Below are 22,708 nucleotides of genomic sequence, written 5' to 3' on the forward strand. Positions count from 1 at the left end.
GGCTGCTATAAGTTGAACATGGCAGGGAGAGGTCTTCTCCTTGCCATGTTCATTTTCGTCAGGGCTCGTAGTGGTTGGGGACCCGCGGGTACGGCGGGGGCGTGAGCGGGGCCCGGTCGCGGCGGCGGGCGCGCATGGTCAGCACGGTGACCAGGGTCATGACGAGCAGGACGAAGCCGACGGCGATCCAGACCGCGTACCGGCACGACGATCACGAGCCGAGTGGGTACTGCCCTCTTGGGTGGGATTTCGGCGTACCAACATCATCGCGGTCAGGTGACGCGGGTCACTGCGGCTGTCCACAGTGGATGGTCAGGTCATCGCGCCGCGCTCGGCCAGGGCGGGCAGGCCCAGGCGGTCGCGGGTGGACTCGTCGAAGTCGTCCAGGAAGTCGCGCCGTGCCATCGACCGGGCGGGGCCCAGCCGCCCGTCCGGCGTCACCGCGGTCTGCCCGAGCAGAGTCGTGGTGTCGCTGGTCATGGTCGTGGCCTACCCGAGCGTGCGGTCGTCACGTGTCCGCGCAGGTGAACCTGATCGAGTGGCCGCGGCGGCCGACTTGCGGGCGTGATTCGCATCGACTAGGAATAGTCGAACCTGTGTTCGACCGCTCGGCCGAGTGCGTTCGCCCGGTCGAGTGCCCGCCGGCTTCCCCACGGCGTCGTGATGCCCGGGGAAGGTGTGCAGTGGGGTTCGACAGTCGGCCCGAGGTGCCGTGGAGTGAGCTGGAACGGGCGTTGTCCGGGCGGGTCGACGCCGACGGGCGGCGGATGGCGGCGCCGCGGGGCGCGGACGGGTACACCCGCGCCGGGGACCTGGTCGGGCGGCGGGTCACGCGGGAGCGGCCCGGGGCCGTGCGGGTGCCCTACGCCGAGCTGCACTGCCACTCCAACTTCAGCTTCCTGGACGGGGCCAGCCACCCCGAGGAGCTGGTGGAGGAGGCCGCGCGGCTCGGCCTGGACGCGGTGACGCTGACCGACCACGACGGGATGTACGGGGTCGTGCGGTTCGCGGAGGCCGCACGCGACCTCGGCGTGCACACCGCGTACGGCGCCGAGCTGAGCCTGGGGCTGTCGGCGCCGCAGAACGGCGTCCCGGACCCGGAGGGCGAGCACCTGCTGCTGGTCGCGCGCGGTCCGGAGGGGTACCGGCGGCTGTGCTCGGTGATCTCCTCGGCGCACCTGCGGGGCGGGGAGAAGGGGCGGCCGGTCTACGACCTCGACGAGGTGGTGGACGAGCTGGCCGGGCACGTGCTCGCGTTGACCGGGTGTCGCAAAGGCATGGTGCGCAAGGCTTTGGCCGAGCAGGGGCCGTGCGCGGCGGGGGAGCGGCTCGCGTGGCTGGTCGACCGGTTCGGGCGGCGCAACGTCGCGGTGGAGCTGGTGGACCACGCCCTGCCCGGCGACTCGCTGCGCAACGACGTCCTGGCCGGGCTCGCCGAGCACGCCGGGGTCCCGACGGTCGCGACCAACCAGGTCCACTACGCGCACACGCGGGCGGGACGGTTGGCGACGGCGGTGGCGGCGGTGCGGGCGCGGCGGTCGTTGGACGAGATGGCCGGGTGGTTGCCGCCGTTCGGGGCGGCGGCGCTGCGGTCCGGGCCGCAGATGGCGTCGCGGTTCGCGCGTTTCCCGGGCGCGGTGACGCGGACGGCGTTGCTGGCCATGGAATGCGCGTTCGACCTGCAGGTCGTCGCGCCCAGCCTGCCGCCGTTCCCGGTCGGGCCGGGGCACACCGAGGCGTCGTGGCTGCGGAAGCTGGCGGTCGAGGGCGCGCGGGAGCGTTACGGGCCGCCGGGGTCCAACCCGGGGGCGTACGCGCAGATCGAGCACGAGCTGGAGGTGATCGAGCGGCTGGACTTCCCCGGCTACTTCCTGATCGTGCACGACATCGTGGAGTTCTGCCGCCGCAACGACATCCTGTGCCAGGGGCGGGGTTCGGCGGCCAACTCGGCGGTCTGCTACGCGCTCGGTGTGACCAACGTGGACCCGGTGCGCTGGGACCTGCTGTTCGAGCGGTTCCTGTCGGTGGAGCGGGACGGGCCGCCGGACATCGACATCGACATCGAGTCCGACCGGCGCGAGGAGGTCATCCAGTACGTCTACGACAAGCACGGCCGCCGCCACTCCGCCCAGGTCGCCAACGTCATCACCTACCGGGCCAAGTCGGCGATCCGCGACGCCGCCCGCGCGCTGGGCTTCCCGCCGGGCACGCAGGACGCGTGGAGCAAGAGCGTCGACGGGTGGGGCACCGTGCACAGCGCCGCCGCCGAGCACCGCGACAGCCGCACGCCGATCCCGGCGGCGGTGTGGCGGTTGGCCGCGCAGTTCGAGGGTTTCCCGCGCCACCTGGGCATCCACTCCGGCGGCATGGTCATCTGCGACCGGCCGGTGTCGGAGGTCGTGCCGGTCGAGCACGCCCGGATGCCCGGCCGGACGGTGCTGCAGTGGGACCGCGACGACTGCGCGACCGCCGGTCTGGTGAAGTTCGACCTGCTGGGCCTGGGGATGCTCTCCGCCGTCCGCTACGCCCGCGACCTGATCGCCGAGCACGACGGTCTCCACGTCGACCTCGCCCACCTCGACCTGGCCGACCCGAACGTCTACGACATGCTGTGCGCGGCCGACACGGTGGGGGTCTTCCAGGTCGAGTCCCGCGCCCAGATGGCCACCCTGCCGCGCCTGAAGCCCCGCGACTTCTGGGACCTGGCGGTGGAGGTCGCGCTGATCCGGCCCGGCCCGATCCAGGGCGGTTCCGTGCACCCCTACATCCGCCGCCGCCAAGGCGAACCGTGGCAGCACGACCACCCGTTGCTCGCCCGCGCCCTGGACAAAACCCTCGGCGTGCCGTTGTTCCAGGAGCAGGTCATGCAGATCGCCATCGACGCGGCCGGGTTCAGCGCCGGCGAGGCGGACGAACTGCGCCGCGCGATGGGGTCCAAGCGCGCACTGTCCAAGATGGACAGACTGCGGGACCGGTTCTACCGGGGAGCCGCCGCCAACGGCATCCACGGCGAACTCGCGGACAAGGTGTTCCTGCAGGTCCAGTCGTTCAGCGGCTACGGCTTCCCCCAGAGCCACGCGCTCGCGTTCGCGCACCTGGTCTTCACCAGCGCGTGGCTCAAGTGCTACCACCCCGCCGCGTTCTGCGCCGCGCTCCTGCGCGCCCAGCCGATGGGCTTCTACACGCCGCAGTCGTTGGTCGCCGACGCCCGCCGCCACGGCGTCCGCGTCCGCCGGGCGGGGATCAACACCAGCCTCGCCCACGCCACCCTCGAACCCGACCCGGCCGGCACCGGCGGGCACGCCGTGCGCCTGGGCCTGGCCGGCGTCCGCACCCTCGGCGACGACGTGGCCACCCTCATCGCCGACCACCGCGCGCAGCACGGCCCGTACACGAGCCTCGACGACCTGGCCCGCCGCACCAACCTCACGACCCCGCAACTGGAAGCCCTGGCCACCGCCGGCGCCCTGGCCGACCTGGAACCCGACCGCCGCACAGCCCTGTGGAAAGCCGGCGCGGCGGCCCGTGAACACCCCACCACCCTGCCCGGCACCGCGAGCGTCACCACCGCCCCGGCCCTGCCCGGCATGACCGCGTGGGAACTGGTGGTCGCCGACCTGTGGGGCACCGGCATCACCCCCGACACCCACCCCGTCCACCTGGTCCGCACCTACCTGGACTCCCTGGGCGCGCTCCCCGCCTCCCGACTGGCCCACGTGCCGGACGGCACCCGCGTCCGCATCGGCGGCGTGGTGACCCACCGCCAACGCCCCGGCACCGCCGGCGGCATCACGTTCCTGAACCTGGAAGACGAAACGGGCATGACGAACGTGGTCGTCAGCGTGGGCCTGTGGAACCTCCACAAGAACACGGCCCGCAACAGCAACGCCCTCTTGATCCGCGGCAAGGTCGAGAACGCGACCGGCGCGATCAACCTGGTGGCCGACCACATCCGGCCCCTCGACCTGCGCCTGGCCCTCAAATCCCGCGACTTCCGGTGAACCCGGCCGGCGGTCGGCGAACCATCGGTTGTTGATATTTCTCCGCCGCGCGGGAAGGCTGTGATCATCACCCGTTCGGCCGCATGGGTGTCGGGCGTCCCCGTCCGGCGCCGGCCGACCAGCACGGCAAGGGAAGACCTGGTGCGCAAGCTCGTGTACTACATCGCCTCGACGCTCGACGGCTTCATCGCCGGGCCCGACGGGGCCGACCCCACCGGGCCCGGCGGGTTCTGGCCGATCGCCGAGGACTACCTGCGGCACATGGTCGCCGAGTTCCCCGAGACCCTGCCGGGGCCGGCGCGGGACGCGCTCGGGGTCACCGCCGAGGGGACCCGGTTCGACACCGTGGTGGAGGGGCGCAAGTCCTACGAGATCGGGCTCGGGGCCGGCGTCCCGGACGCCTACCCGCACCTGCGGCACATCGTGTTCTCCCGCACCCTGCGGACCACGGACGTCGAGGTCGTCGCCGGTGACCCGGTCGAGGCGGTCCGGGCGCTGAAGCAGGAGGACGGCAAGGACATCTGGCTGGTCGGCGGCGGCGCGCTGGCCGGGGCCCTGTACCCCGAGATCGACCGGCTGATCGTCAAGCTCGCCCCGCTCACCATCGGCTCGGGCGTCCCGCTGTTCGGCGCGGGCACCGGGTTCGACGTGCGGAACTGGACCCTGACCGACCACGTCCGCCTGGACAGCGGCTCGCTGTTCCTCACCTACGACCGCGCCGCGACGGGGGCCGCGTGACCGACGTGACCCTCCGCCCGATCACCGGGCCCGACGAGATCGACCTGTTCAACCGCCTGCCCTACACGCTCAACCACGAGCTGGCCGACGACCTCGCCGAAGGCCGCCGGCAGCCGGGGTGGATGTGGCTGGCGCTGCGCGACGGCCGCCCGGTGGCGCGGGTCGCCTGGTGGGGGCGCGGCGGCGAGCCGACGCCGTCGCTGCTGGACGTCCTCGACCTGGACGACGACGTGCCCGACGCGACGGAGGTCGCCTCGGCGCTGTACGAGAAGGCCGCCGCCGCGGTCCTCCCGCCCGGCGCGACGCCGCCCGAGTACGGCCGCTACCTGCCCGCCGACTGGCGCGACGACCCCGGCCCGGTCCACACCCGCATGTCCGTGCTGGAGAAGGCCGGTGCGCGGTTGACCGTCGAACGCCTGCGCCTGGAATGGCGTCCGGACGCCGGCGTGCCCGCGGCGGACCCGCGCCTGTCCTTCCGCGCCTTCGCCGACCACGACGAGCTGATCGCGCTGACCGCCCGCGCCCTGGACGGCACCCTCGACGCGCACAGCCGGGCCGACCTGGCGGAACTGTCGCCGCACGACGCCGCGGTCAAGCACTACGAGGAGGAGTTCGCGACCTTCTCCAGCCCGCGCGAGTGGTGGCGGGTGGCGACGGTGGACGGCGAGCCGGTCGGTTTCGTCCTCCCCGCCCGCAACTCCTACCACGCCATCATCGCCTACCTCGGCGTCCTGCCCGAGCACCGCGGCAAGGGCCACGTCGACGGCATCCTCGCCGAGGGCACCCGCGTGTTGGCGGAACAGGACGTGCCGCGCGTCCGCGCCGCCACCGACGTCGGCAACACGCCGATGGCCGCCGCGTTCGCCCGCGCCGGGTACGTCACCTTCGAACGCGCCATCAACATGGCCTGGAACTAGCGACACCACTGGGGGAGACATGGAATCGTCAAGGGTCTGGTTCATCACCGGGGCCTCGCGCGGGCTCGGCCGCGCCTTCACCGAGGCGGCGCTGGCCGCCGGTGACCGGGTCGTCGGCGTGGCGCGGGACGTCACCCCGCTGGACGACCTGGTCGAGCGCCACCCGGACCGGCTGCGGGCGCTGCGCCTGGACGTCACCGACCGCGCGGCGGTGTTCGACGTCGTGGGCGAGGCGTCCCGCGAGTTCGGGCGGCTGGACATCGTCGTCAACAACGCGGGCGCGCTGTTCATGGGGATGGTGGAGGAGTTCTCCGAAGCCGACGCCCGCGCGCAGATGGAGATCAACTTCTTCGGCGCGCTGTGGGTGTCCCAGGCGGTGCTGCCGGTGCTGCGGGCGCAGGGCGGCGGGCACGTCCTGCAGGTGTCCAGCATCGGCGCGCTCGGCGGGTTCCCCAGCACCGGGCTCTACAGCGCGAGCAAGTTCGCGTTGGAGGGGCTCAGCGAGGCGCTGGCCGCCGAGGCCGCCGGGTTCGGTGTGAAGGTGACCATCGTCCAGCCGGGCGAGTACTGGACGGACCTCTACACCAGCATGCGGCAGGCCACCGCGAACCCGGTCTACGACCCGTTGCGCGAGGAGCTGGCCAAGCAGTGGGCGGAGGGGTCGGCGGACAGCGAACCGCGCCTGGCCGCCGAGGCGGTGCTGAAGCTGGTCGCCGGCGACGACCCGCCGTTGCGGCTGCTGCTGGGCAGCATGGTCTACGACGTCGCCTTCGACATTTCGAGGCGGCGCATGGAGACGTGGGCGCGGTGGGAAGAGGTCAGCCGGGCGGCGGAGAAGGCGATCCCGAAGCCCTGAGCCAGGCCGCTCGACGCGCGGGCCCGGCCGAACGCGACCGCTCGACGCGCGGATCGGGGTGCGCGCGTCGAGCGGCCGTGGCGGTCGTTGCGGTGCCGGCGGTCCTAGCGGTCCTGGCGGTCCTGGCGGTGCCGGCGGTCAGCCCTTGGGGTACTCCTCGGTCTGCCAGCGGCCGGTGGTGTACTCGAAGCGGATGTCGTCGTCGCCGTTGAGCGGGCCTTCGAGCTTCTGGGACAGCTGCACCCGGGCGATCTTGTCGCCGGCGCTCAGCTTCACCTCGACGACCTGGGCGTCCTCGAACGTCTTGCGCGACTCCTCGCTCATGCGGGTGTGCACGTTGGTGAACGCGGAGGGGCAGTCGCCGTCACCGGCGCTCGCGGCGAACGCGCGTGCTTTCTGAGCGGTCAGCAGTCCGCAGGCGATGGCGCGGTTGCCCGACGCCCAGGCGTCCAGGTACGCGCGGACGGCTTCGCGGGCACCCTGCTCACCGGCGGCGGTGCCGACCGACCCCAGCTCGCCGTCCTCGTCCAACCCGGGGCGGTCACCGCTGCCACACGCGGATAACAGCACGCAGGACAGGGCCACCGCGGTCATCGCGGTCCGTGTCGTGGTCATGACCGACAGTGTGCCAAAGCGGTCAGCCGGTGTCCGACCGTTCCAACTCGTCGGCGATCTCCACCACGACCCGCGGGTCGAGCCGGGCCAGCACGGGCAGGATCGTCGGCCACGCGCCGGTCACCAACGCCTCGCCCAGGAACCGCTCGACGCCGTAGAGGTCGGCCACCACCGCGAGCGCCGTGAGCGCCTTGGCCTTCCGGTCGGGGCGGGTGGCGCGGTGGACGATCCGCGCGGCCTCCTCGGCGAGCAGGCGTGCTTGTTCGAGGTCGCCGGCGGTGGCGAAGGTCCTGGCCAGCCCGGCGAGTGCGGCGGCCTGGCCGTCCGGGTCGCCGGTGCTGCGGATGAGGCGGGCGGCTTCGGTGGCGAGCAGGCGTGCTTGTTCGAGGTCGCCGGCGGCGGCGAAGGTCCTGGCCAGCCCGGCGGCCCGTCCGTAGTGGCGCGGGGTGATGCGCGCGGCCTCGGTGACGAACCGGCGTGCTCGCTCGTGGTCTCCTGCCGCGACGAGCGTGTCGGACAATTCGGCAAGAACAGCGGCCCGCACGTCCGGGTCGAGCGTGTACCGGGCCTTCCGCGCGGCTTTGATCGCCACCTGGCCCGCCAGGGCGTGCTCGTTCCGGTCGGCCAGGGACTCGGCCAGCCGGGACAAGGTGACCGCCTGCACGTGGTCGCGGGACATGTCGAAGGCGATCCGCACCGCGCGCTCGGGATGACCGCTCGTGATCAACGCCTCGACGACCTCCGTCCACGCGGACGTCCAGCCGTTGCGGGCCGCCAACCGGTCGACGACCGTCCGGAGTTCTTCCTCCGCTCCGACAACGGCGAACGCGTGGGCGATGTGCTCCAGCGAGGTGGTGTGCTGGATGGTCCCGGCGAGCCGCGCCACCCTGACGGTCAGGCGGTGGGCGGACCGCTCGTCAGCCGTGGCGGACAGGGCTTCGATGAATTCCGCCGTCGTCCTGGCTCGGGTCGGCGTGAACCCCTCCGCCGCGATCTCCGCGGCGACGTCCGACAGGCGACTGGCGCGGTAGCGCTCCTTGGTGGTGAGGGCTTCGAGCAGTCGTGCCAGCACATGCGCTTTCTGCGCCACATCGCTGCCCTCGCGGGCGGTCGCGGCGGCGTCCTCGGCCAGTCGCCGCGCTGCCGGCGGGTCACCCGCGCGAACGCGGGCCAGGGCCAGTTCGACCCACGCTCGGGCGCGGTCGTCGGGTCGGGGGATGCCCCGCGCCACCCGGGCCGCGCGGGCGTGGTCACCGGACGCCGACATCAGCGAAGCCAGGGTGGACAGGACTTCCGTGCGCGCCGCCCGATCCGCGACGGCGTCGGCGATCCGGCTCGCGCGTTCGGGCAGGCCCGCCGACCACGCCGCCTTGGCCAGTTCGACCAGGTGCCGGTCCCGGTCCTGCGGGTCGGTGATCTCCCGGGCGAGCTGTTCGGCCTCCTCGACCAGCCGGTGCGCCACACCCGGGACGTCGGCGGCCACGGCGGACCGCGTCAGGTCGAGCAGCGCCCGCCCGCGGTCGGTCGGGTCGGTGATGCGGTGGGCGGTCCGGTTCGCGCGCTCGTGCTCGCCGATGGCGGCCAACGCGCCGGCCAGCGCGGTGAGGGTCCGGGTGTGCCGGTACCGGTTGGTGATGGCCCGGGCCAGCTGCTCGGCCTCGGTGGCCAGCCGGCGTGCCGAACCGGGGTCGGTGTCGGCGGCGTCCCGGGCCAGCGCGGTCAACGCCCGGGCCCGGTCGAGCGGGTCGGTGATGGTGCGGGCGAGGCGCTCCGCGTCGTGCGCCGGGTGCGGTGCCGCCGGGTGGGCGGAGTCGCGCGCCACCAGCCTCAACGCCCGCACGCCGTCGCCGGGGCGGGGGATGGCCCGGGCGACCGACCGGGCGCGGTCGTGGTCGCCGATCGCGGTCAGCGCTTCGACCAGTCCCACCAGCGCCCAGGACCGGTCGCGCGGGTCGGTGATGCGGCCGGCGATCCGGTCGACCTCGGCGACCAGGTCGTGGGCCCGCTCGTGGTCGCCGGTGCGGACGGCGACCCCGACCAGGCCGGCCAGCAGGGTCGCGCGGAGTTCGTCGTCCGTGGTGCGGTGCGCGATCTGCTCGGCGTCGGCGGCCAGTCGGCGTGCGCCGCGCCGGTCACCGGCCACGGCCGCCGCACGGGCGAGGGTGGTCAGGACCCGGGCCCGCTCGTGGTCGTCGTGGATGGCGCGGGCGAGCCGGACGGCGTGGTCGTGCTCGCCCAACGCGGCCCACGTCCCGGCCAGCACGATGAGCGTGGCGGTGTGCTCGTGCCAGCGGGTGATCGTGCGGAGGAGGACGTCGGCCTTGCCCGCCAACGACCGGGCGTGCCCGGTCGCACCCAGCCGGGCGGCCACCCGCGCCAGCGCGCGGGCCCGTTGCGACACGTCCGGCAGGCCGCGGACGATCTGTTCCGCGTGCCCGGCGTCGCCCGTCGCCGCCACCGCGTCGGCGAGCAGTTCCAGGGCAAGCTCCTGGTGGTGCGGGTCGGTGACGCCCCGGGCGAGCGCCTCGGCGCGCGCCGTGTGGCCGAGGACCGCCCAGACTGCGGGCAGTTCGGTCGGGATGTGCGAGTTGCGGGTCTGGAGCTCGTGGCGGTGCACCGACAGGCGGGCGAGCGCGAGCAGGTCGGCGCCGGGCGCGGCGAGCAGCAGGTCCTGGCACGTGGTGATCTCGACCAGGGCGGCGGCGTCACCGCCGCTCACGTCGAGCATCCGGTCGTGGCGGACCCGGTCGGTGGCCAGCGCGGTCAGGCGGGCCGCGTCGCCGATGGTCGCGAGCATGCGGGGGTAGCCGGTCACCAGGTACTCCGGCGTCTCCGGCGGCCACGCCGCGCGGCCCGCGCCGGGCGCGAGGTAGCCGTCGGCCCAGGCGAACAGGCGGGCGCGGTAGGCCGCCAGGCGCTCGGGGCCGAGGTAGTCGCACGCGGCGGTGTGGAGTTCCTCGTGCCCCAGCAGGTACACCTCGGGACCGGCGATGCCGGGCCGGCGGGTGAACGTCCGCCCGGCCACCGTGTGCAGGACGTCCTCCACCTCCACCAGGCCGGCGCCGGTCAGCACGCGCAGGTCCGACCGCGACAGCCCGCCGCGGGCGGCGGTGAGCAGTCCCAGCACGTCCTGCTCGACCGGTCCGCCGCGCAGCAGCCGCTTGAGCTCCGACTGACCGAGCCGCTGCCGGTCGCGGGCGTGCGGGGAGCCCGACAGCGGCCGGACGACGGCGGCGTCGCGCAGCGGGTGCCAGTCCGGCACGTCGTCGGGGATCGGCGGGTTCGGCCGGCCGGCGACGACCACCCGCATCCCGTGCTCGGGCCGGCCGGGCAGCAGCGCGGCGATGCTGTGCGCGTGGGGACCGGTCGTCACGCCGCGGTCCTCGTCCAGCCCGTCCACCACCAGCACCAGCCGCCCGCCCGCCGCCCGGCACGTCGCCGCCGCCCGGGACAGCAGGTCCAGCATGAGCAGTTCGCGGACCGACTCGTCCACGCCGAGGGCCGGTTCCTCGCCCAGCAGTTCGCACAGCTGCGCGGTCACCGCCGTGGTGAAGGCGTCACTGGTGTCCTGCGCGGCCAGGCGGGCGGTGACGAAGAACGACACCAGCCACACGCGACCGGCCAGCGACTCGGGCGGGTCCGACACGAACGCGGCCAGCAGCGCGGACTTCCCCGCCCACGGACCGGCCTGCCACCACACGTACGGGCCGCGGTCCTCGCGCAGGCAGAAGTCCTCCAGCTCGGCCAGTTCGCGCTCCCGGTCCAGCAGCCGCGGGGCGGCGATCCGGTCGACCTGCCGCAGGTACATCGGTCGGGTCGACCGCGGGCCGCCCGGGGCGCTCGGTCCGCGAGCGGGGCCGGCGCCCGGCCGGAACGAGCCGTTGTGCACGAACGTGACGTCCCCGCCCGCCTGCACCACGATCCCCGCGTCGGACGCGACGCCGGTCTGAGCGGTCCGGGCGCCGTCGCCCTCGTCACCACCGTTCGCCAAGGAAGCAGCCCATCCACGCGGTCACGCCCAGCCGATCACCCCACACGAGAACCCCGGACCTCGGGTTCCCACAACGCACAAATGCGGTCACGGCGCCCCGGTTCCGGCTCGACGACCGGGCGGGTGGCTCGGCCCGGGCCGGGGAGTTGCCCGGGCCGAGTGCCTGATCCGTCCGCAGCTCGACCGGTTGCGGCCTGATGTCCGGGGTGTCGGGCCGCGTAGGTTCGGGGTGTGGATGGTCGGGTCGTGGTGGTCGTGCAGGCGGCTGTCAACCTTCTGGATTTGGCTGGGCCTGTGCAGGTGTTCGATGCCGCCGCCGAGCACGGCGGGCGGTACCGGGTCGGGTTCGTCGGGGTTGAGGCCGGGGTCGTCAGTGCGCAGGGGTTGCGGCTGGCGGATCTCGGTCCGCTGCCGGATGTGTCCGCTGGGGACCTCGTGCTGGTGCCTGGCACCCGGCTGGACGCCCGGGGACCCCTGGTCGATCCCCGGGTGGTCCGGTGGTTGCGGGACGTGAGTGGGTCCGGGGCTTCGTTCGCGGCCGTGTGCAGTGGGGCGGCGGCGTTGGGGGAGGCCGGGTTGTTGGACGGGCGGCGGTGCACCACGCATTGGGAGCTGCTCGACGCCATGCGGCGGCGGTATCCGCGGGCCAGGGTGCAGGACGGTGTGTTGTTCGTGCACGACGGGCCCGTCAGCACCAGTGCCGGGATCGCGTCCGGGATCGACCTCGCCCTGTCGCTGGTGCACCGCGACCACGGGTCGGCGGTGACGGCGGCGGTCGCGCGGAGCCTCGTCGTGTACCTGCGGCGGCCGGGGTCGGGGGCGCAGTTGAGCCCCTTCCTGCAACATCGGTCGCATGTGGACGACGCCGTGCACGTGGTGCAGGACCACATCGCGGAGAACCTGTCCGGACGGCACACGTTGGCCGACCTGGCGGCCCGCGTGCGGTTGTCGCCGCGCGGGTTGAGCCGGGCGTTCACCGCCGCCACCGGGATCACGCCGCTGGAGTTCCAGCAGCGCCTGCGGCTGGCGCTGGCCGACGACCTGTTGACCGCCACCGACCTCCCGGTGTCCACAGTGGCCAGTCGGACCGGGTTCCGCGACGCCCGGCAGTTGCGCCGGCTCTACCGCGCGCGGTACGGGGTCTCGCCCAGCGGTGTGCGGGGGCGGGCATGAGGTGGGTGGGTGTCGCCGCGGCGGTGCTGCTCGTCGGCGGGGTCGTCGCGGGCGGTGTCGGGGTGTCGATGGCGCGGAGTTTCCCGGCCGCGCCCGGCGGGGAACTTGCGGCGGCGCGGGCGGCCGATCCGGATCGGGTGCTGGTGGCCGTCGCGGCGGGATCTTCGGGGACGGTGGCGGCGGACGCGTTGGCCCCCTACGCGGTGTTCGCCGCGTCCGACCGGTTCGCGGTGCGGGTGGTGGCGGAGACGTTGGCGCCCGTGACGTTCTCCGGTGGCCTGCACGTCGTGCCGGACACCACCTTCACCGGGCTGGACCGGGCGCCGGACGTGGTGGTCGTGCCCGCCGTGGTCGACTGGAACGGGCCGCGCGAGGCGGCGCTGCGCACGTGGGTCGCGGCGCAGGCGGCGCGCGGCGCGGTGGTGCTGGGCGTGTGCGCGGGGGCCAAGATGCTGGCGGCGGCGGGGGTGCTCGACGGGCGGTCGGCGACGACGTTCTGGTCCGCGTTGCCGGACATGCGGTCGGACTACCCGCGCACGTCGTGGCTGGCGGGCAAGCGGTACGTCGAGGACGGCCCGGTCGTCACCACGGCCGGCGTCACCTCGGGCGTGGTCGGCGCGCTGCGCGTGGTGGAGCGGCTCGCCGGACCGGCCGAGGCCGATGCGGTGGGCCGGCGGGTGGCGTACCCGGGGTGGTCGCGCACGGGCTCGCTGGACATCGAGGCGCACTCCTACGCCCCGGCGGACCTGCCGTACGCCCTGAACGCCGCCTTCCCGTGGGGCAGGCCGACTACCGGGGTGGCGGTGCCCGACGGCGTGGACGAGTTGGCGCTGGCCGCCGTGCTGGAGACCCACTCGGGCTCGTCGTTCGCCGCCACCACCGTGCCGGTCGCACCCGCGGACCGGACGACCACGCGCCACGGCCTGCGGCTGCTGCCCTCGCGGACCACGGACCTGACCCGGCTGATCGCGTTCGACTCGGCGCTGGACGGCTGGGCGGCGGCCCACGGCGTCCCGGTCACCCGCCTGGCGGTGGCCGCCGGGGAGTCGCCGTTCGACGCGGCCCTGCGCGACCTGGCCGCCACGGGGGACCGGGCGACCGCGCGGGCGGCGGCGACGTTCACCGAGTACCCGGCGGGTCACCTCGCGTTGAGCGGGCCGGCGTGGCCGTGGCGTCCGACGGCGCTGCTCGTGCTGACCCTGCTCGCCGCCACGGGCGTGGCGGTGCTGCTCAGTTGTCTGCACCATCTCCCACTGGTTGATCGTGGCGCTTCTCGTTGATCAAGGAGAAGCCAGTGGACCTTCGCCGCCAGTTGATGGAAGGCCGTACGTCCGTGCCCCGAGTCGGATCCGTCGTCAAGGTGGAGCGAATCCACCCGCCGTTCGTTGTCCACGACTCGGGGGGCGTTGAGGTTGTCGATGTCACGGAGTACTTGCGGGACTTGGCTCTGGGCGACGGCAGTCCGCTGACCGGCCGCAGTTGCGCGTTCGGGTTGCTGCGCTGGTTTCGGGTGCTGTGGCTGTTGGGCGTTGCCCGGGAGACGGCGACCGAGGCTGAGGTGGCGGTGCTCGTCGGCTGGTTGCGTACCGCGCCGAACCCGCGGCGGCCGACGGAGCACACTGTGCACTGCCGGGCCCGGCGGGATCAATCCGCGGACCGGCAAGCCGACGCTCGCGGCCGGTTGCGCCCGCACGACGATCAACCATGCGCTGTCCTCGGTGAGCGGGTTCTACGAGTACCACGGCCATCACGGTCGAGGCCCGCTGGTGAACCGGAGGCACCGTCCTGAACAGGATCAAACGGCGCTGCGACGAGCTGGCCGAGCAGCACCCGGGCTTCGGCACGACCTGGTTCACACCGCACGACTTCCGCCGCATCTTCGCCACCGAGCTGGTCAACAGCGGCCTGCCCATCCACATCGGCGCAGCTCTGCTCGGCCACCTCAACATCCAAACCACCCGCGGCTACGTCGCCGTCTTCGACAAGCGCAAGGTCGAGCTCGGCTCCTGCGGGCGCCCCTACGGCACGCCCTGCCAGCACGAACACGCCTGCATCCGCTGCCCGATGCTGCACGCCAACCCCAAGATGCTTGCCCGGCTCGACGAACTCGAAACCGACTTGCTCGCCCGCCGCACGCGCGCACAGGCCGAAGGCTGGGGCGGCGAGATCGAGGGTATCGACATGACCCTCACCTTCCTGCGCGCCAAGCGCGACGACACCCAACGTCGGCTCCGCCGACCCGCCGTCAACCTCGGCATCCCAACTTCCAAGGAGGCGAACGAAAGAGCCGCACCTCCTCAACCAGCAGCCACGTCACATCCACGGAGAAAGTGGACGAGCACCTCTTGCGGCACGGTCTGTCCGAGACCGCCTTTGCTCCTTGCAGCCGTCAGTGTGGGGACAACGACGCCAGGACCAGGCATCTCCGGTCAGGGCTGGAGCCAGCGGTCGAACCAGGCACGGGTGCGATGCAGGATGTCGAGTTGGTGGTTGCGTTCCCGGATCGAGTGGCCTTCCCTGGGGTAGATCACGAACTCGTGCTCGGCGCCGAAGTGGCGCAGTGCCCGGTGGAAGTACACGGCTTGGCCGAGCGGGACGTTGGTGTCCTCGGCGCCGTGCAGGATGAGCACCGGGGTGCGGACGCGGCTGGCGAAGGAGACCGGGCTGACCGCGTCGTGCGGGTGTGGGCCGATCCCCTCCCATCCGATGCTGCCGCTCAGCGCGCCGTCGAGCCGGCCGTGCTCCCCGGTCGCGGCGAGCATCCCCCAGTCGGTGATACCCGCGTCGACCAGCGCGGCGCGAAACCGGTTTGTCTGCCCGATCGCCCAGGCGGCCATGAATCCGCCGTGGCTGCCGCCGGCGATGCCCAGTCGGTCGGGGTCGGCGATGCCCTCGGCGATGAGCAGGTCGATGCCGGTCAGGATGTCGGTCCATTCCTCCCGGCCGACCCTGCCCGCGACGCTGGCCGCGAACTCGTGGCCGTGGCCCTGGCCGCCGCGCGGGTTGGGCAGGAACACCGCGTATCCGGCGGTGGCCAGCCATTGTGGCCGTGCACTGTGGAACGAGAACAACTGGAGGCGATCGGCGTACCGGTCGTCGGGGCCACCGTGCACGATCGTGACGAGCGGGAAAGGGCCGTCCGAAGCGGATTTCCCGGCCGGCAGTACGAGCAGACCGTCCAGATCGAGACCGTCGGCGGCTCGATAGGCCAGCGGTCGCTGGGTACCGAACGTGATGCCGTCCAGTTCGGGGCGGGTGTCCGTGATCTTTCGCAGCGGCCCGGTCGGTGGCCCAACATGAACGTTCGTGGGTTGGTGACGGGTGCCGGTCAGTGCCGCGATCGTCGTGCCTGCTGGAGTGGTGGTGAGGGCGTCGAGGTGGCCGGGGTGCTGCGACAGCGGCGTGGGACCGTCGGGGTCGAGCCGGGCCAGGGTCGTGTTCAGGCCGTTGGCGAAGACCACCAGCGGGGCGGCGTCGGTCTGGCACAGTTCGAGGGGGCACATCGGCAGGTCGGCGGTGCGGTTGCGGCGGACGCGGCTGCCCATAGCCAGGTCGAACACGGCGGTGCCGGCGTGGAGGACCGGTGGGGTGAGGGCGACGTAACCGAGGTGCCAACCGTCTTCAGCCGGCCACCAGGCCAGGGATTGTGCGTCGACCTCGACCGGTCCGAGGTCCTCCGCGGTCCCCGTGGCGGGGTCGAACAGGTGCAACTGGCCGCTGCGGGGGCCGTAGTCCTTGTCGGCGCTGGCCTGGGTGAGCACGGCGAGCGGGCCACCGTCGGGTCGTTGCCGCAGTTCCACAACGTGCCGGCCGTCGAACACGCTCGGGGTGGTGACCTGGCCAGTGCGCAGGTCGAGCAGGCGCAACCGGGCGCGCGGTTCGCTTTCGCCGACGACAACGGCGTCGTCGCGGTCCCGGGCGCGGCGCATGTCCTGCTCGGTGGGCTCGTCGTTGGCGAGCAGCGCGATCAGGTTGGGATCAGCGAGCGGCAGGTGGTCGATGATGCCGGCGCGCCAGCGGGTCAACGCGATCACCACGCCGTCGGCGGGGGTGAGCCGGTGCAGCTGCGGGCTGTCACGCTCGGCGCGGTCGGACAGGAAATACAGCGTGCGCGAGTCCGCGGACCAGCGGGGCTTGGACTCCGTCGCGGTGTCGGCGGTCACCCGACTCCACACACCGTCGCCGTTGATGTCGGCCAGCCAGAGTGCGGTGTCGAGGTGGTCACCGATTCGGCTGATGGGGGCGAGGACGTAGCAGAGCAGGTGCCCGTTCGGAGCGAGAGCCGGTGTCTGCGGGACGCAACCCTCGACCACGAGTTCAGCCGTCAAACCTGTCATGTGATCAGTGTGCCAACGTCAACAGCGCACCACGTGGACGAGTCACTGCGCTCGGCACACTCGGCCCAGACGTGCAGCCACACCGACGGTGCAACACCCCAACGCGCCCGGCCAGTCGAGGTGCAGAAAAGCCGGCGCTCCTGCGCCGGGCCCGCCGGGGATGAGCGGCGCGGATCGCAAGGCGATCGCAAGGTTCGCCGACGCCTGTCACCGCCACGATGGGGCCGGTGCCGTGCCAGGGTCCTGGTGCGCCCTGCCCCGTGAGAAAGTCGACACCTGCCGCTGTGACCGCGATCCCCCCTGCCGACGGCACCCGCTCACCCCTGCTGATCTGCGACGACTGCGGTCGCGCCTTCGCCGTCGAGCACCCGTCGCCGCTGGAGTGGCTGGTGCTGTGGACCCACGCGGTGGAGGCCGGGTGGCGGGGCCGCGACCGCCCGGTGGGGCCGCACGTCTGCGAGCGGTGCGCGCCGACCGGCGCCGGCCGGTGGTGATCAGCCCGCGGGACCGGGAGTCGTCGGGGGAGCGGACGACGGCGTGGACGACGGCGTGGTGCTCGGGTCGGGGCGTCGGGTCAGCGTCGGGGTGGGCGCGGGGCCGGCCGGGGACGTGGTGAGCGGCTGCGGCTCGTCCTGGGCCGTCACCCCGCACGCCGTCAGCCCGCCCGCCGCCACGCCGAGCAGCACGGCCGCCAGCACGGCGGTCCTCATGGGCGGGCCTCCGGGATCTCCACGGTGAACCGGGCGCCGCCGCCCGGCCGCTCCTCGACACCGACGCTGCCGCCGTGCAGCCGCACGTGCTGCGCCACCAGCGCGAGACCCAGCCCGCTGCCGGTGTCGCCGCCCCGGCTGCCCGCCCGGCTGCCGCGGTCGAACCGCTCGAAGATGCGCCCCCGCACGTCCGGCGGGACACCCGGGCCCGCGTCGTCCACCTCCAGCCGGGCACGGCCGTCGCGCCGCCGCACGGCGATGCCCACCGCCCCGCCCGCGTGCCGCTCGGCGTTGTCCAGCAGGTTGTTGACCACCCGGTCCAGCCGGCGGCGGTCGCCCACCACCTGCGGCGGCGGCTGGTCGGTGGCGACCGGGACGGCCGGCCCGGGGCGGGCGGCGACCACGTTGCGCACCAGCGAACCCAGGTCGATGGTCTCCAGCGCGGTGTCGTCCACCCGCTGGTCGGTGCGGGAGATCTCCAGCAGGTCCACGACCATGCGGGCGAACCGGTCCACCTCGGAGGCCAGCAGGTCGACGGCCTTCCCGGCGGGCCCGGGGATCTCGGCGCGCCGCCGCGCCAGCACCGCCGTGGCGTTGACCATCGTGGTCAGCGGCGAGCGCAGTTCGTGGCTGACGTCCCCGGCGAAGCGGGCGTCGCGCAGCACCCGCCGCTCCAGCGCGTCGGCCGTGGCGTTGAACGTCGCCGCCAGCGGCTTGAGGTCCGGGTCGGCCTGGTCGGGCAGCCGGGCGCGCAGGTCGCCGCCCGCGATCCGGGACGCGGCCCCGGTCAGCGCGGTGAGCGGGCGCAGGGCCCGTCCGCTGGCCCACACGCCGAGCGCGACGCCGAGCAGCCCGCTCAGGACGGTGCCCGCGACCAGCAGCCCGCTGAGGAACCGCAGCGTGCGGTCCAGTTGCAGCATGGGCGCCAGCTCGACGTAGGTGGCGCGCGCGGAGGTGATCGGCAGCACAACGGCGAGCACCGGGACACCGTCGACGACCAGCCGCTGGGCGGCGGGGGCGCCCCGGCGGCCCAGGTCCAGCAGCCGGTCGGGCAGCACGGTCGGCTCGACCTGCCGCCCGCTGGTGACCACGCGGCCCGCGTGGAACAGCAGCACGGTGGACTCCGGTCCGGTGGTCAGGCCGGTGAGCAGCTCGTCCAGGCCGGTGGAGCCGGCCCGCAGCGACTCGCCGATCAGCCGCGCGTTGACCTCCGCCTGCCGCACCCCGCTCTGCTCGCGCTGGCGCAGCATGTACCCCGAGGTCAGGTTCCAGATCGCGACCGCGATGGCGCTGGTGATCAGCAGCGAACCCAGGCCCAGCACCAGCGCCACCCGCCAGCGCAGCGACAGCCGCGACAGCGGGTTCACGGGAGCATCCCGACCTGGTAGCCGGCGCCGCGCACGGTGCGCACGAGCGTCGGGTCGTCCGGGTCGGGTTCGACCTTGCGGCGCAGCCGGCGGATGTGGACGTCGAGCAGGCGCGTGTCGCCGTAGTAGTCGTAGCCCCAGACCTTCTGCAGCAGCTGCTCCCGGGTCACGATCCGCCCGGCGGCCGACACCAGTTCCACCAGCAGCCGGAACTCGGTGCGGGTGAGGTGGACCTCGACCCCGCCGCGGTAGACCCTGCCGACCTCGGGCCGCACCTCCAACTCGCCCACCCGCAGCACCTCGTCGGTGCGGTCGGCGGCGCCCCGGCGGCGCAGCAGGGCGCGGATGCGGGCGGCCAGCACGCTGGCCATCAGCGGCTTGGTCACGTAGTCGTCCGCGCCCGCTTCGAGACCGGCGATGACGTCCGAGGCGTCGGCGCGGGCGGTCACGATGATGATCGGCAGGTCGCCGCGGGCGCGCAGGGTGCGGCACACCTCCAGGCCGTCCACACCCGGCAGCATCAGGTCGAGCAGGACGACGTCGGGGTCCTCGCGGGTGAGCAGGTCCAGCGCGGCCTCGCCGGAGACGGCGTCGGTCACGGTGAAGCCCTCGTCGCCCAGCGCCAGGCCCAGGGCCTGCCGGATGTGTTCGTCGTCCTCGACGAGCAGTACGGAGTAGTTCATGGCGCGTCGATTCTCCCCGCCCGGGTGGCGCCGGCCGGCGGTGGCCGTCCCGGTGGGGCCGGATCGCAAGGCGATCGCAAGGTCGCCCCGCGCGCCGTCGGCCTCACCCGGCGGGCGGCCGGGGCAGCAGGTAGCGGCCGTCGGGCAGGCAGCCGGGCGGTGTCGCGGAGGGCCGGGTGGCGGGGCGCGTGCCGTCGAGGGCGTCGAGGGTGTTCTGGTAGTGCGCCCGGCCGTGGACGGCGATGTTCGCGGCCGTGATGCAGATGGCCAGGGCGTGCGCGCGGCCTACGGGGCGCAGGCCGCGCAGCGCCGCTCCCATGTCCATCGCGCCGCCGGTGACCGCGCGGACGGCGGTGGTGATCGCGAACTCCAGCTCGGGCGGGGCGGTCGCGGCGACCCGGTCGATCTCGCCGAGCACGGCGGGCAGCCCGGCCCTGCGCCCGGCCAGCGTGCGCAGGGCGTCGTTGTACTCGGCGACCTGCGCCACGGCCACCTGCTCGACCTGGCCGGTGTCGAGGCCGTCGAGCAGGGTGGCGACCAGCTCGGGGTCGCGGTACGCGTAAGCCCGCCACAGGCGCAGCGCACGCCGGCTCGCCGTCGCCGGGGACCGGTCTTCGTCGCTCGGGAAATCCATCCAGTCCAAGTACCACCCGCGTGCCGCGTCGGCATGCGGAGTCACCCGCTCGGGGCGCAATCGGGCTGGGTCGTCGTGCCGGTGGTCGGCAGCGTCTCCGCGGTTCGCCGGCGCGGGGTCAGGGCAGGGTGACCGCGACCACCAGGCCGCCGCCGGAGCGCGGGGTGGCGCGGGCGGCGCCGCCGTGGGCTCGGGCGATCGAGGCCACGATGGACAGGCCCAGGCCGACGCCCTGGCTGGTGGCCAGGCGTTCCCGGCGCAGCTGCACGAACGGTTCGAACAGGCTCTGCACCCGGTCCGGCGGCACCTCCGGGCCGGTGTTGGCGATCTCCAGCGCGGGCGAGGCGTCCACCCGCACGACGATCTCGCCGCCGTCGTTGTACTTGATCGCGTTGTCCACCAGGTTGGTCACGAGTTGTTCCAGCAGCACCGGTTCGCTGCGCACCACCCGCGGCGCCAGCGACGACCGGACCGCGATGCCCGCTGTCGCGAGCTGACGCGCGTGGGCCGCCAGGACCCTGGCGACGACCTGGTCCAGGCGCACGTCCTCGGGCCGTTCCAGGCCCCGGTCGCTGCCGGCCAGCACCAGCAGGCCCTCGATCAGGGCCTCGCTGCGCGCGTTCATGACCAGCAGCCGTTCGCACAGCTCGCGCAGCGGGGCGTTCTCCCCGGGCCGCGACAGCGCCACCTCCACCAGCGTCCGCTGCGTCGCCAGCGGGGTGCGCAGCTCGTGGGAGGCGTTGGCGACGAAACGGCGTTGGCTGTCGAACGACCGCTCCAACCGGCCCAGCATCTGGTCGAACGTGTCGGCCAACTCGGTCAGCTCGTCCTTCGGTCCGCGCAACCCGATGCGCCGGTGCAGGTCGTCCGCGCCCAGCCGGCGCGCGGTGGCGACCACCTCGTGCACCGGTCGCAGCATCCCCGCCGCCGCCAACCGGCCCAGCAGCAGCGCGATCACCGCCGACGCCGCCAGCGCGACCCCCGACTGCACCAGCAGCGTGTTGAGCACGTCGGCGCGGTACTGCCCGACGTTGACCTCCTGCACCTGCGACCCGGTCACGGCGGTGTCCGGCGACACCTGCACCGCGCCGGTCTGCGGGGGCGGGCTCGCCGACGGCGGTTCGGTGGGCACCGGCAGCGCGCCGCGCACCAGCAGGTAGTTCACGCCCAGCAGCAGCGCGCCGCTGCCCAGCAGCATCACCGCGATGAGCAGGGACAGCCTGGTGCGGACGGTGAACCGCCCGCGTCTCAGTCCGCCAGCTGGTACCCCACGCCCGGCACCGTCCGGATCACCGCCGGCGCGCCGAGCTTCTTGCGCAGCGTCATGATCGTCACCCGCACCGCGTTGGTGAACGGGTCGACGTGCTCGTCCCATGCGCGCTCCAACAGCTCCTCGGCGCTCACCACCGCGCCCTCCGCCCGCATCAGCACCTCCAGCACCGCGAACTCCTTGCGGGACAGGTGGACGAAGCGGTCCTCGCGCAGCACCTGGTGGCGCGGCACGTTCATCTCGACGTCCCGCCAGCGCAGCACCGGCGGCACCGCGGGCCGCGCCCGCCGGCCCAGCGCCTGCACCCGCGCCACCAGCTCGGCCAGCGCGAACGGCTTGGTCAGGTAGTCGTCCGCGCCCAGCCCGAGGCCGTGCACGCGTTCCATCACGTTGCGGGCCGCGGTCAGCATGATCACCCGCGTGTCCCACCCGCCGGCCACGATCGTGCGGCACACCTCGTCGCCGTGCACGGTCGGCAGGTCGCGGTCGAGCACCACCACGTCGTAGGTCGTGAGCGCCACCCGGTCCTGCGCGTCGGCGCCGTCGAAGCACACGTCCACGGCCATCGCCTGCTGGCGCAGGCCCTCGGCGATCGCTTCCGCGAGCAGCACCTCGTCCTCCACCACCAGAACGCGCATGGCTGCCATTGTGCGCAACTGCCTATAAGCACGCCATAAGGACGACCCTTACGGCCCACAGATAGTGCTCCCGGTACAACAGCGATACCGCTCATTCACACCGGGAGGCGAACCATGAATGCCCGAATGGCTGTATTGGCGTTCGGCGTGGCCTGCGCGGTCCTGACCGCCGGTTGCGGCAACGCGGACCGCGAGCCCGAGGTCGCCTCGGTGTCCGGGTCGTCGTCGGCCGCGCCACCGGCCGGCGGCCAGGACGAGTTCACCAAGTGCATGAAGGAGAACGGGGTCGACCTCGAACTCGGCGGCACGCCGGACGAGGAGGGGAGGGGCAGCACGCAGGGCTCCGCCAGCCCCGCCGACCAGCGCGCGCAGCGCGAAGCGCTGGAGAAGTGCCGCGCGCACCTGCCCGACGGCGGCGCGCCGAAACCGCCGGGCGAGGAAGCGTTGCGGCAGGCGCGCGATTTCGCGAAATGCATGCGGGAAAAGGGTGTGGACTACCCCGACCCGGATCCGAACAAGGGCGGTGGCGAAGGCGTCACGCCGTTGCCGGAAGGGTTGGACGTGGACGACCCGGCGACGCGCGAGAAGATGGCGGACTGCTCGCGGCAGACCGGCGGGGTCGTGTCGGGGAGCCCGCGGTGACCGATCCGGGGCCGGGCTCCGGAGCGGGTGCGGGGCGCGATCGCGAGGCGGGACCGAGCGCGGGGCTTGAGCGCGGGGCGGGGCCGGGAGCGGTTCGGCGGCGGCGTCGGCGGCGGGTGTGGGCCGCCGCCGCGGT

Annotated in this window: 19 protein-coding genes; 9 read left to right on the forward strand and 10 right to left on the reverse strand. The window is 73.6% G+C overall.

Annotated features, from left to right (window positions below; translation table 11 throughout):
• Window positions 1-312: 312 nt before the first annotated feature.
• The gene (locus ABD126_RS27650) at window positions 313-480 is read right to left on the reverse strand and encodes a hypothetical protein (protein ID WP_343936883.1); all 168 of its coding nucleotides are present in this window, start codon (window positions 478-480) and stop codon (window positions 313-315) included.
• A gap of 203 nt (window positions 481-683) precedes the next feature.
• Between ABD126_RS27650 and ABD126_RS27655 the strand changes: the two genes are divergently transcribed.
• From ABD126_RS27655 to ABD126_RS27670, 4 genes are all read left to right on the forward strand, one after another.
• Window positions 684-4,001, forward strand: a complete 3,318-nt coding sequence (locus ABD126_RS27655; RefSeq protein WP_343936884.1) for an error-prone DNA polymerase — start codon at window positions 684-686, stop codon at window positions 3,999-4,001.
• A 141-nt stretch (window positions 4,002-4,142) separates the two neighbouring features.
• Window positions 4,143-4,739, forward strand: a complete 597-nt coding sequence (locus ABD126_RS27660; RefSeq protein ID WP_343936885.1) for a dihydrofolate reductase family protein — start codon at window positions 4,143-4,145, stop codon at window positions 4,737-4,739.
• Window positions 4,736-5,656 carry a GNAT family N-acetyltransferase gene (locus tag ABD126_RS27665; protein ID WP_343936886.1) on the forward strand — a complete coding sequence of 307 codons (921 nt, stop codon included), beginning with the start codon at window positions 4,736-4,738 and terminating at the stop codon, window positions 5,654-5,656. Before ABD126_RS27660 ends, ABD126_RS27665 begins: the two co-directional genes overlap by 4 nt.
• 19 nt (window positions 5,657-5,675) lie before the next feature.
• Window positions 5,676-6,512: an SDR family oxidoreductase gene (locus ABD126_RS27670; protein WP_343936887.1), complete on the forward strand. Its 837-nt coding sequence runs from the start codon at window positions 5,676-5,678 to the stop codon at window positions 6,510-6,512.
• A 138-nt stretch (window positions 6,513-6,650) separates the two neighbouring features.
• On the opposite strand, the gene ABD126_RS27675 is transcribed toward ABD126_RS27670, so the two are convergent.
• Together ABD126_RS27675 and ABD126_RS27680 are read right to left on the reverse strand one after the other, a co-directional pair.
• Window positions 6,651-7,127, reverse strand: a complete 477-nt coding sequence (locus ABD126_RS27675; RefSeq protein WP_343936888.1) for a hypothetical protein — start codon at window positions 7,125-7,127, stop codon at window positions 6,651-6,653.
• Window positions 7,128-7,149: 22 nt separating this feature from the next.
• Window positions 7,150-11,118, reverse strand: coding sequence for a hypothetical protein (locus ABD126_RS27680; protein WP_343936889.1), 3,969 nt, complete (start codon window positions 11,116-11,118; stop codon window positions 7,150-7,152).
• A 249-nt stretch (window positions 11,119-11,367) separates the two neighbouring features.
• On the opposite strand from ABD126_RS27680, the gene ABD126_RS27685 reads away from it, so the two are divergent.
• The 3 genes from ABD126_RS27685 to ABD126_RS27695 all read left to right on the forward strand — a co-directional run bounded on the left by ABD126_RS27685 (window position 11,368) and on the right by ABD126_RS27695 (window position 14,817).
• The gene (locus ABD126_RS27685; protein WP_343936935.1) at window positions 11,368-12,291 is read left to right on the forward strand and encodes a GlxA family transcriptional regulator; all 924 of its coding nucleotides are present in this window, start codon (window positions 11,368-11,370) and stop codon (window positions 12,289-12,291) included.
• Window positions 12,288-13,571 carry a DJ-1/PfpI family protein gene (locus ABD126_RS27690; RefSeq protein WP_343936890.1) on the forward strand — a complete coding sequence of 428 codons (1,284 nt, stop codon included), beginning with the start codon at window positions 12,288-12,290 and terminating at the stop codon, window positions 13,569-13,571. The genes ABD126_RS27685 and ABD126_RS27690 overlap by 4 nt, the downstream gene beginning before the upstream one ends.
• A 625-nt stretch (window positions 13,572-14,196) precedes the next feature.
• Window positions 14,197-14,817: a hypothetical protein gene (locus tag ABD126_RS27695; RefSeq protein ID WP_425542893.1), complete on the forward strand. Its 621-nt coding sequence runs from the start codon at window positions 14,197-14,199 to the stop codon at window positions 14,815-14,817.
• Here ABD126_RS27695 and ABD126_RS27700 read toward each other — a convergent pair.
• Window positions 14,721-16,454 carry a S9 family peptidase gene (locus tag ABD126_RS27700; RefSeq protein WP_343936891.1) on the reverse strand — a complete coding sequence of 578 codons (1,734 nt, stop codon included), beginning with the start codon at window positions 16,452-16,454 and terminating at the stop codon, window positions 14,721-14,723. The two genes, ABD126_RS27695 and ABD126_RS27700, sit on opposite strands and share 97 nt — an antisense overlap.
• Window positions 16,455-16,912: 458 nt before the next feature.
• On the opposite strand from ABD126_RS27700, the gene ABD126_RS27705 reads away from it, so the two are divergent.
• Window positions 16,913-17,122, forward strand: a complete 210-nt coding sequence (locus ABD126_RS27705) for a hypothetical protein (protein ID WP_343936892.1) — start codon at window positions 16,913-16,915, stop codon at window positions 17,120-17,122.
• On the opposite strand, the gene ABD126_RS27710 is transcribed toward ABD126_RS27705, so the two are convergent.
• From ABD126_RS27710 to ABD126_RS27735, 6 genes are all read right to left on the reverse strand, one after another.
• The gene (locus ABD126_RS27710; protein ID WP_343936893.1) at window positions 17,123-17,338 is read right to left on the reverse strand and encodes a hypothetical protein; all 216 of its coding nucleotides are present in this window, start codon (window positions 17,336-17,338) and stop codon (window positions 17,123-17,125) included.
• Entirely contained in the window at window positions 17,335-18,705 is a 1,371-nt protein-coding gene (locus ABD126_RS27715; protein WP_343936894.1) for a HAMP domain-containing sensor histidine kinase, read from the reverse strand. Before ABD126_RS27715 ends, ABD126_RS27710 begins: the two co-directional genes overlap by 4 nt.
• A complete protein-coding gene (locus tag ABD126_RS27720; RefSeq protein WP_343936895.1) occupies window positions 18,702-19,388 on the reverse strand; it encodes a response regulator in 687 nt (228 codons plus the stop codon). The genes ABD126_RS27715 and ABD126_RS27720 overlap by 4 nt, the downstream gene beginning before the upstream one ends.
• A 103-nt stretch (window positions 19,389-19,491) precedes the next feature.
• Window positions 19,492-20,022 carry a hypothetical protein gene (locus ABD126_RS27725; RefSeq protein ID WP_343936896.1) on the reverse strand — a complete coding sequence of 177 codons (531 nt, stop codon included), beginning with the start codon at window positions 20,020-20,022 and terminating at the stop codon, window positions 19,492-19,494.
• 118 nt (window positions 20,023-20,140) lie between these two features.
• The gene (locus tag ABD126_RS27730; RefSeq protein WP_343936897.1) at window positions 20,141-21,220 is read right to left on the reverse strand and encodes a sensor histidine kinase; all 1,080 of its coding nucleotides are present in this window, start codon (window positions 21,218-21,220) and stop codon (window positions 20,141-20,143) included.
• 50 nt (window positions 21,221-21,270) lie between these two features.
• On the reverse strand, window positions 21,271-21,930 hold the full coding sequence (locus ABD126_RS27735) for a response regulator transcription factor (protein WP_343936898.1): 660 nt from the start codon (window positions 21,928-21,930) through the stop codon (window positions 21,271-21,273).
• Between the two features lie 126 nt (window positions 21,931-22,056).
• Here ABD126_RS27735 and ABD126_RS27740 point away from each other — a divergent pair, with 126 nt between their 5' ends.
• Window positions 22,057-22,572 (forward strand): hypothetical protein, encoded by a 516-nt coding sequence (locus ABD126_RS27740; RefSeq protein ID WP_343936899.1) that lies wholly within the window; start codon window positions 22,057-22,059, stop codon window positions 22,570-22,572.
• Window positions 22,573-22,708: the final 136 nt, after the last annotated feature.

The sequence above is a fragment of the Saccharothrix mutabilis subsp. mutabilis genome, from assembly GCF_039521145.1.
GTDB classification, from domain to species: Bacteria; Actinomycetota; Actinomycetes; order Mycobacteriales; family Pseudonocardiaceae; genus Actinosynnema; species Actinosynnema mutabilis.

Bases quoted from the DNA above. Each gene is read 5' to 3' on its own strand.
- ABD126_RS27650 (WP_343936883.1), bottom strand. From the start codon at position 480: ATGACCAGCGACACCACGACTCTGCTCGGGCAGACCGCGGTGACGCCG.
- ABD126_RS27670 (WP_343936887.1), top strand. From the start codon at position 5,676: ATGGAATCGTCAAGGGTCTGGTTCATCACCGGGGCCTCGCGCGGGCTC.
- ABD126_RS27675 (WP_343936888.1), bottom strand. From the start codon at position 7,127: ATGACCACGACACGGACCGCGATGACCGCGGTGGCCCTGTCCTGCGTG.
- ABD126_RS27690 (WP_343936890.1), top strand. From the start codon at position 12,288: ATGAGGTGGGTGGGTGTCGCCGCGGCGGTGCTGCTCGTCGGCGGGGTC.
- ABD126_RS27710 (WP_343936893.1), bottom strand. From the start codon at position 17,338: ATGAGGACCGCCGTGCTGGCGGCCGTGCTGCTCGGCGTGGCGGCGGGC.
- ABD126_RS27720 (WP_343936895.1), bottom strand. From the start codon at position 19,388: ATGAACTACTCCGTACTGCTCGTCGAGGACGACGAACACATCCGGCAG.
- ABD126_RS27725 (WP_343936896.1), bottom strand. From the start codon at position 20,022: ATGGATTTCCCGAGCGACGAAGACCGGTCCCCGGCGACGGCGAGCCGG.
- ABD126_RS27730 (WP_343936897.1), bottom strand. From the start codon at position 21,220: ATGCTGCTGGGCAGCGGCGCGCTGCTGCTGGGCGTGAACTACCTGCTG.
- ABD126_RS27735 (WP_343936898.1), bottom strand. From the start codon at position 21,930: ATGCGCGTTCTGGTGGTGGAGGACGAGGTGCTGCTCGCGGAAGCGATC.
- ABD126_RS27740 (WP_343936899.1), top strand. From the start codon at position 22,057: ATGGCTGTATTGGCGTTCGGCGTGGCCTGCGCGGTCCTGACCGCCGGT.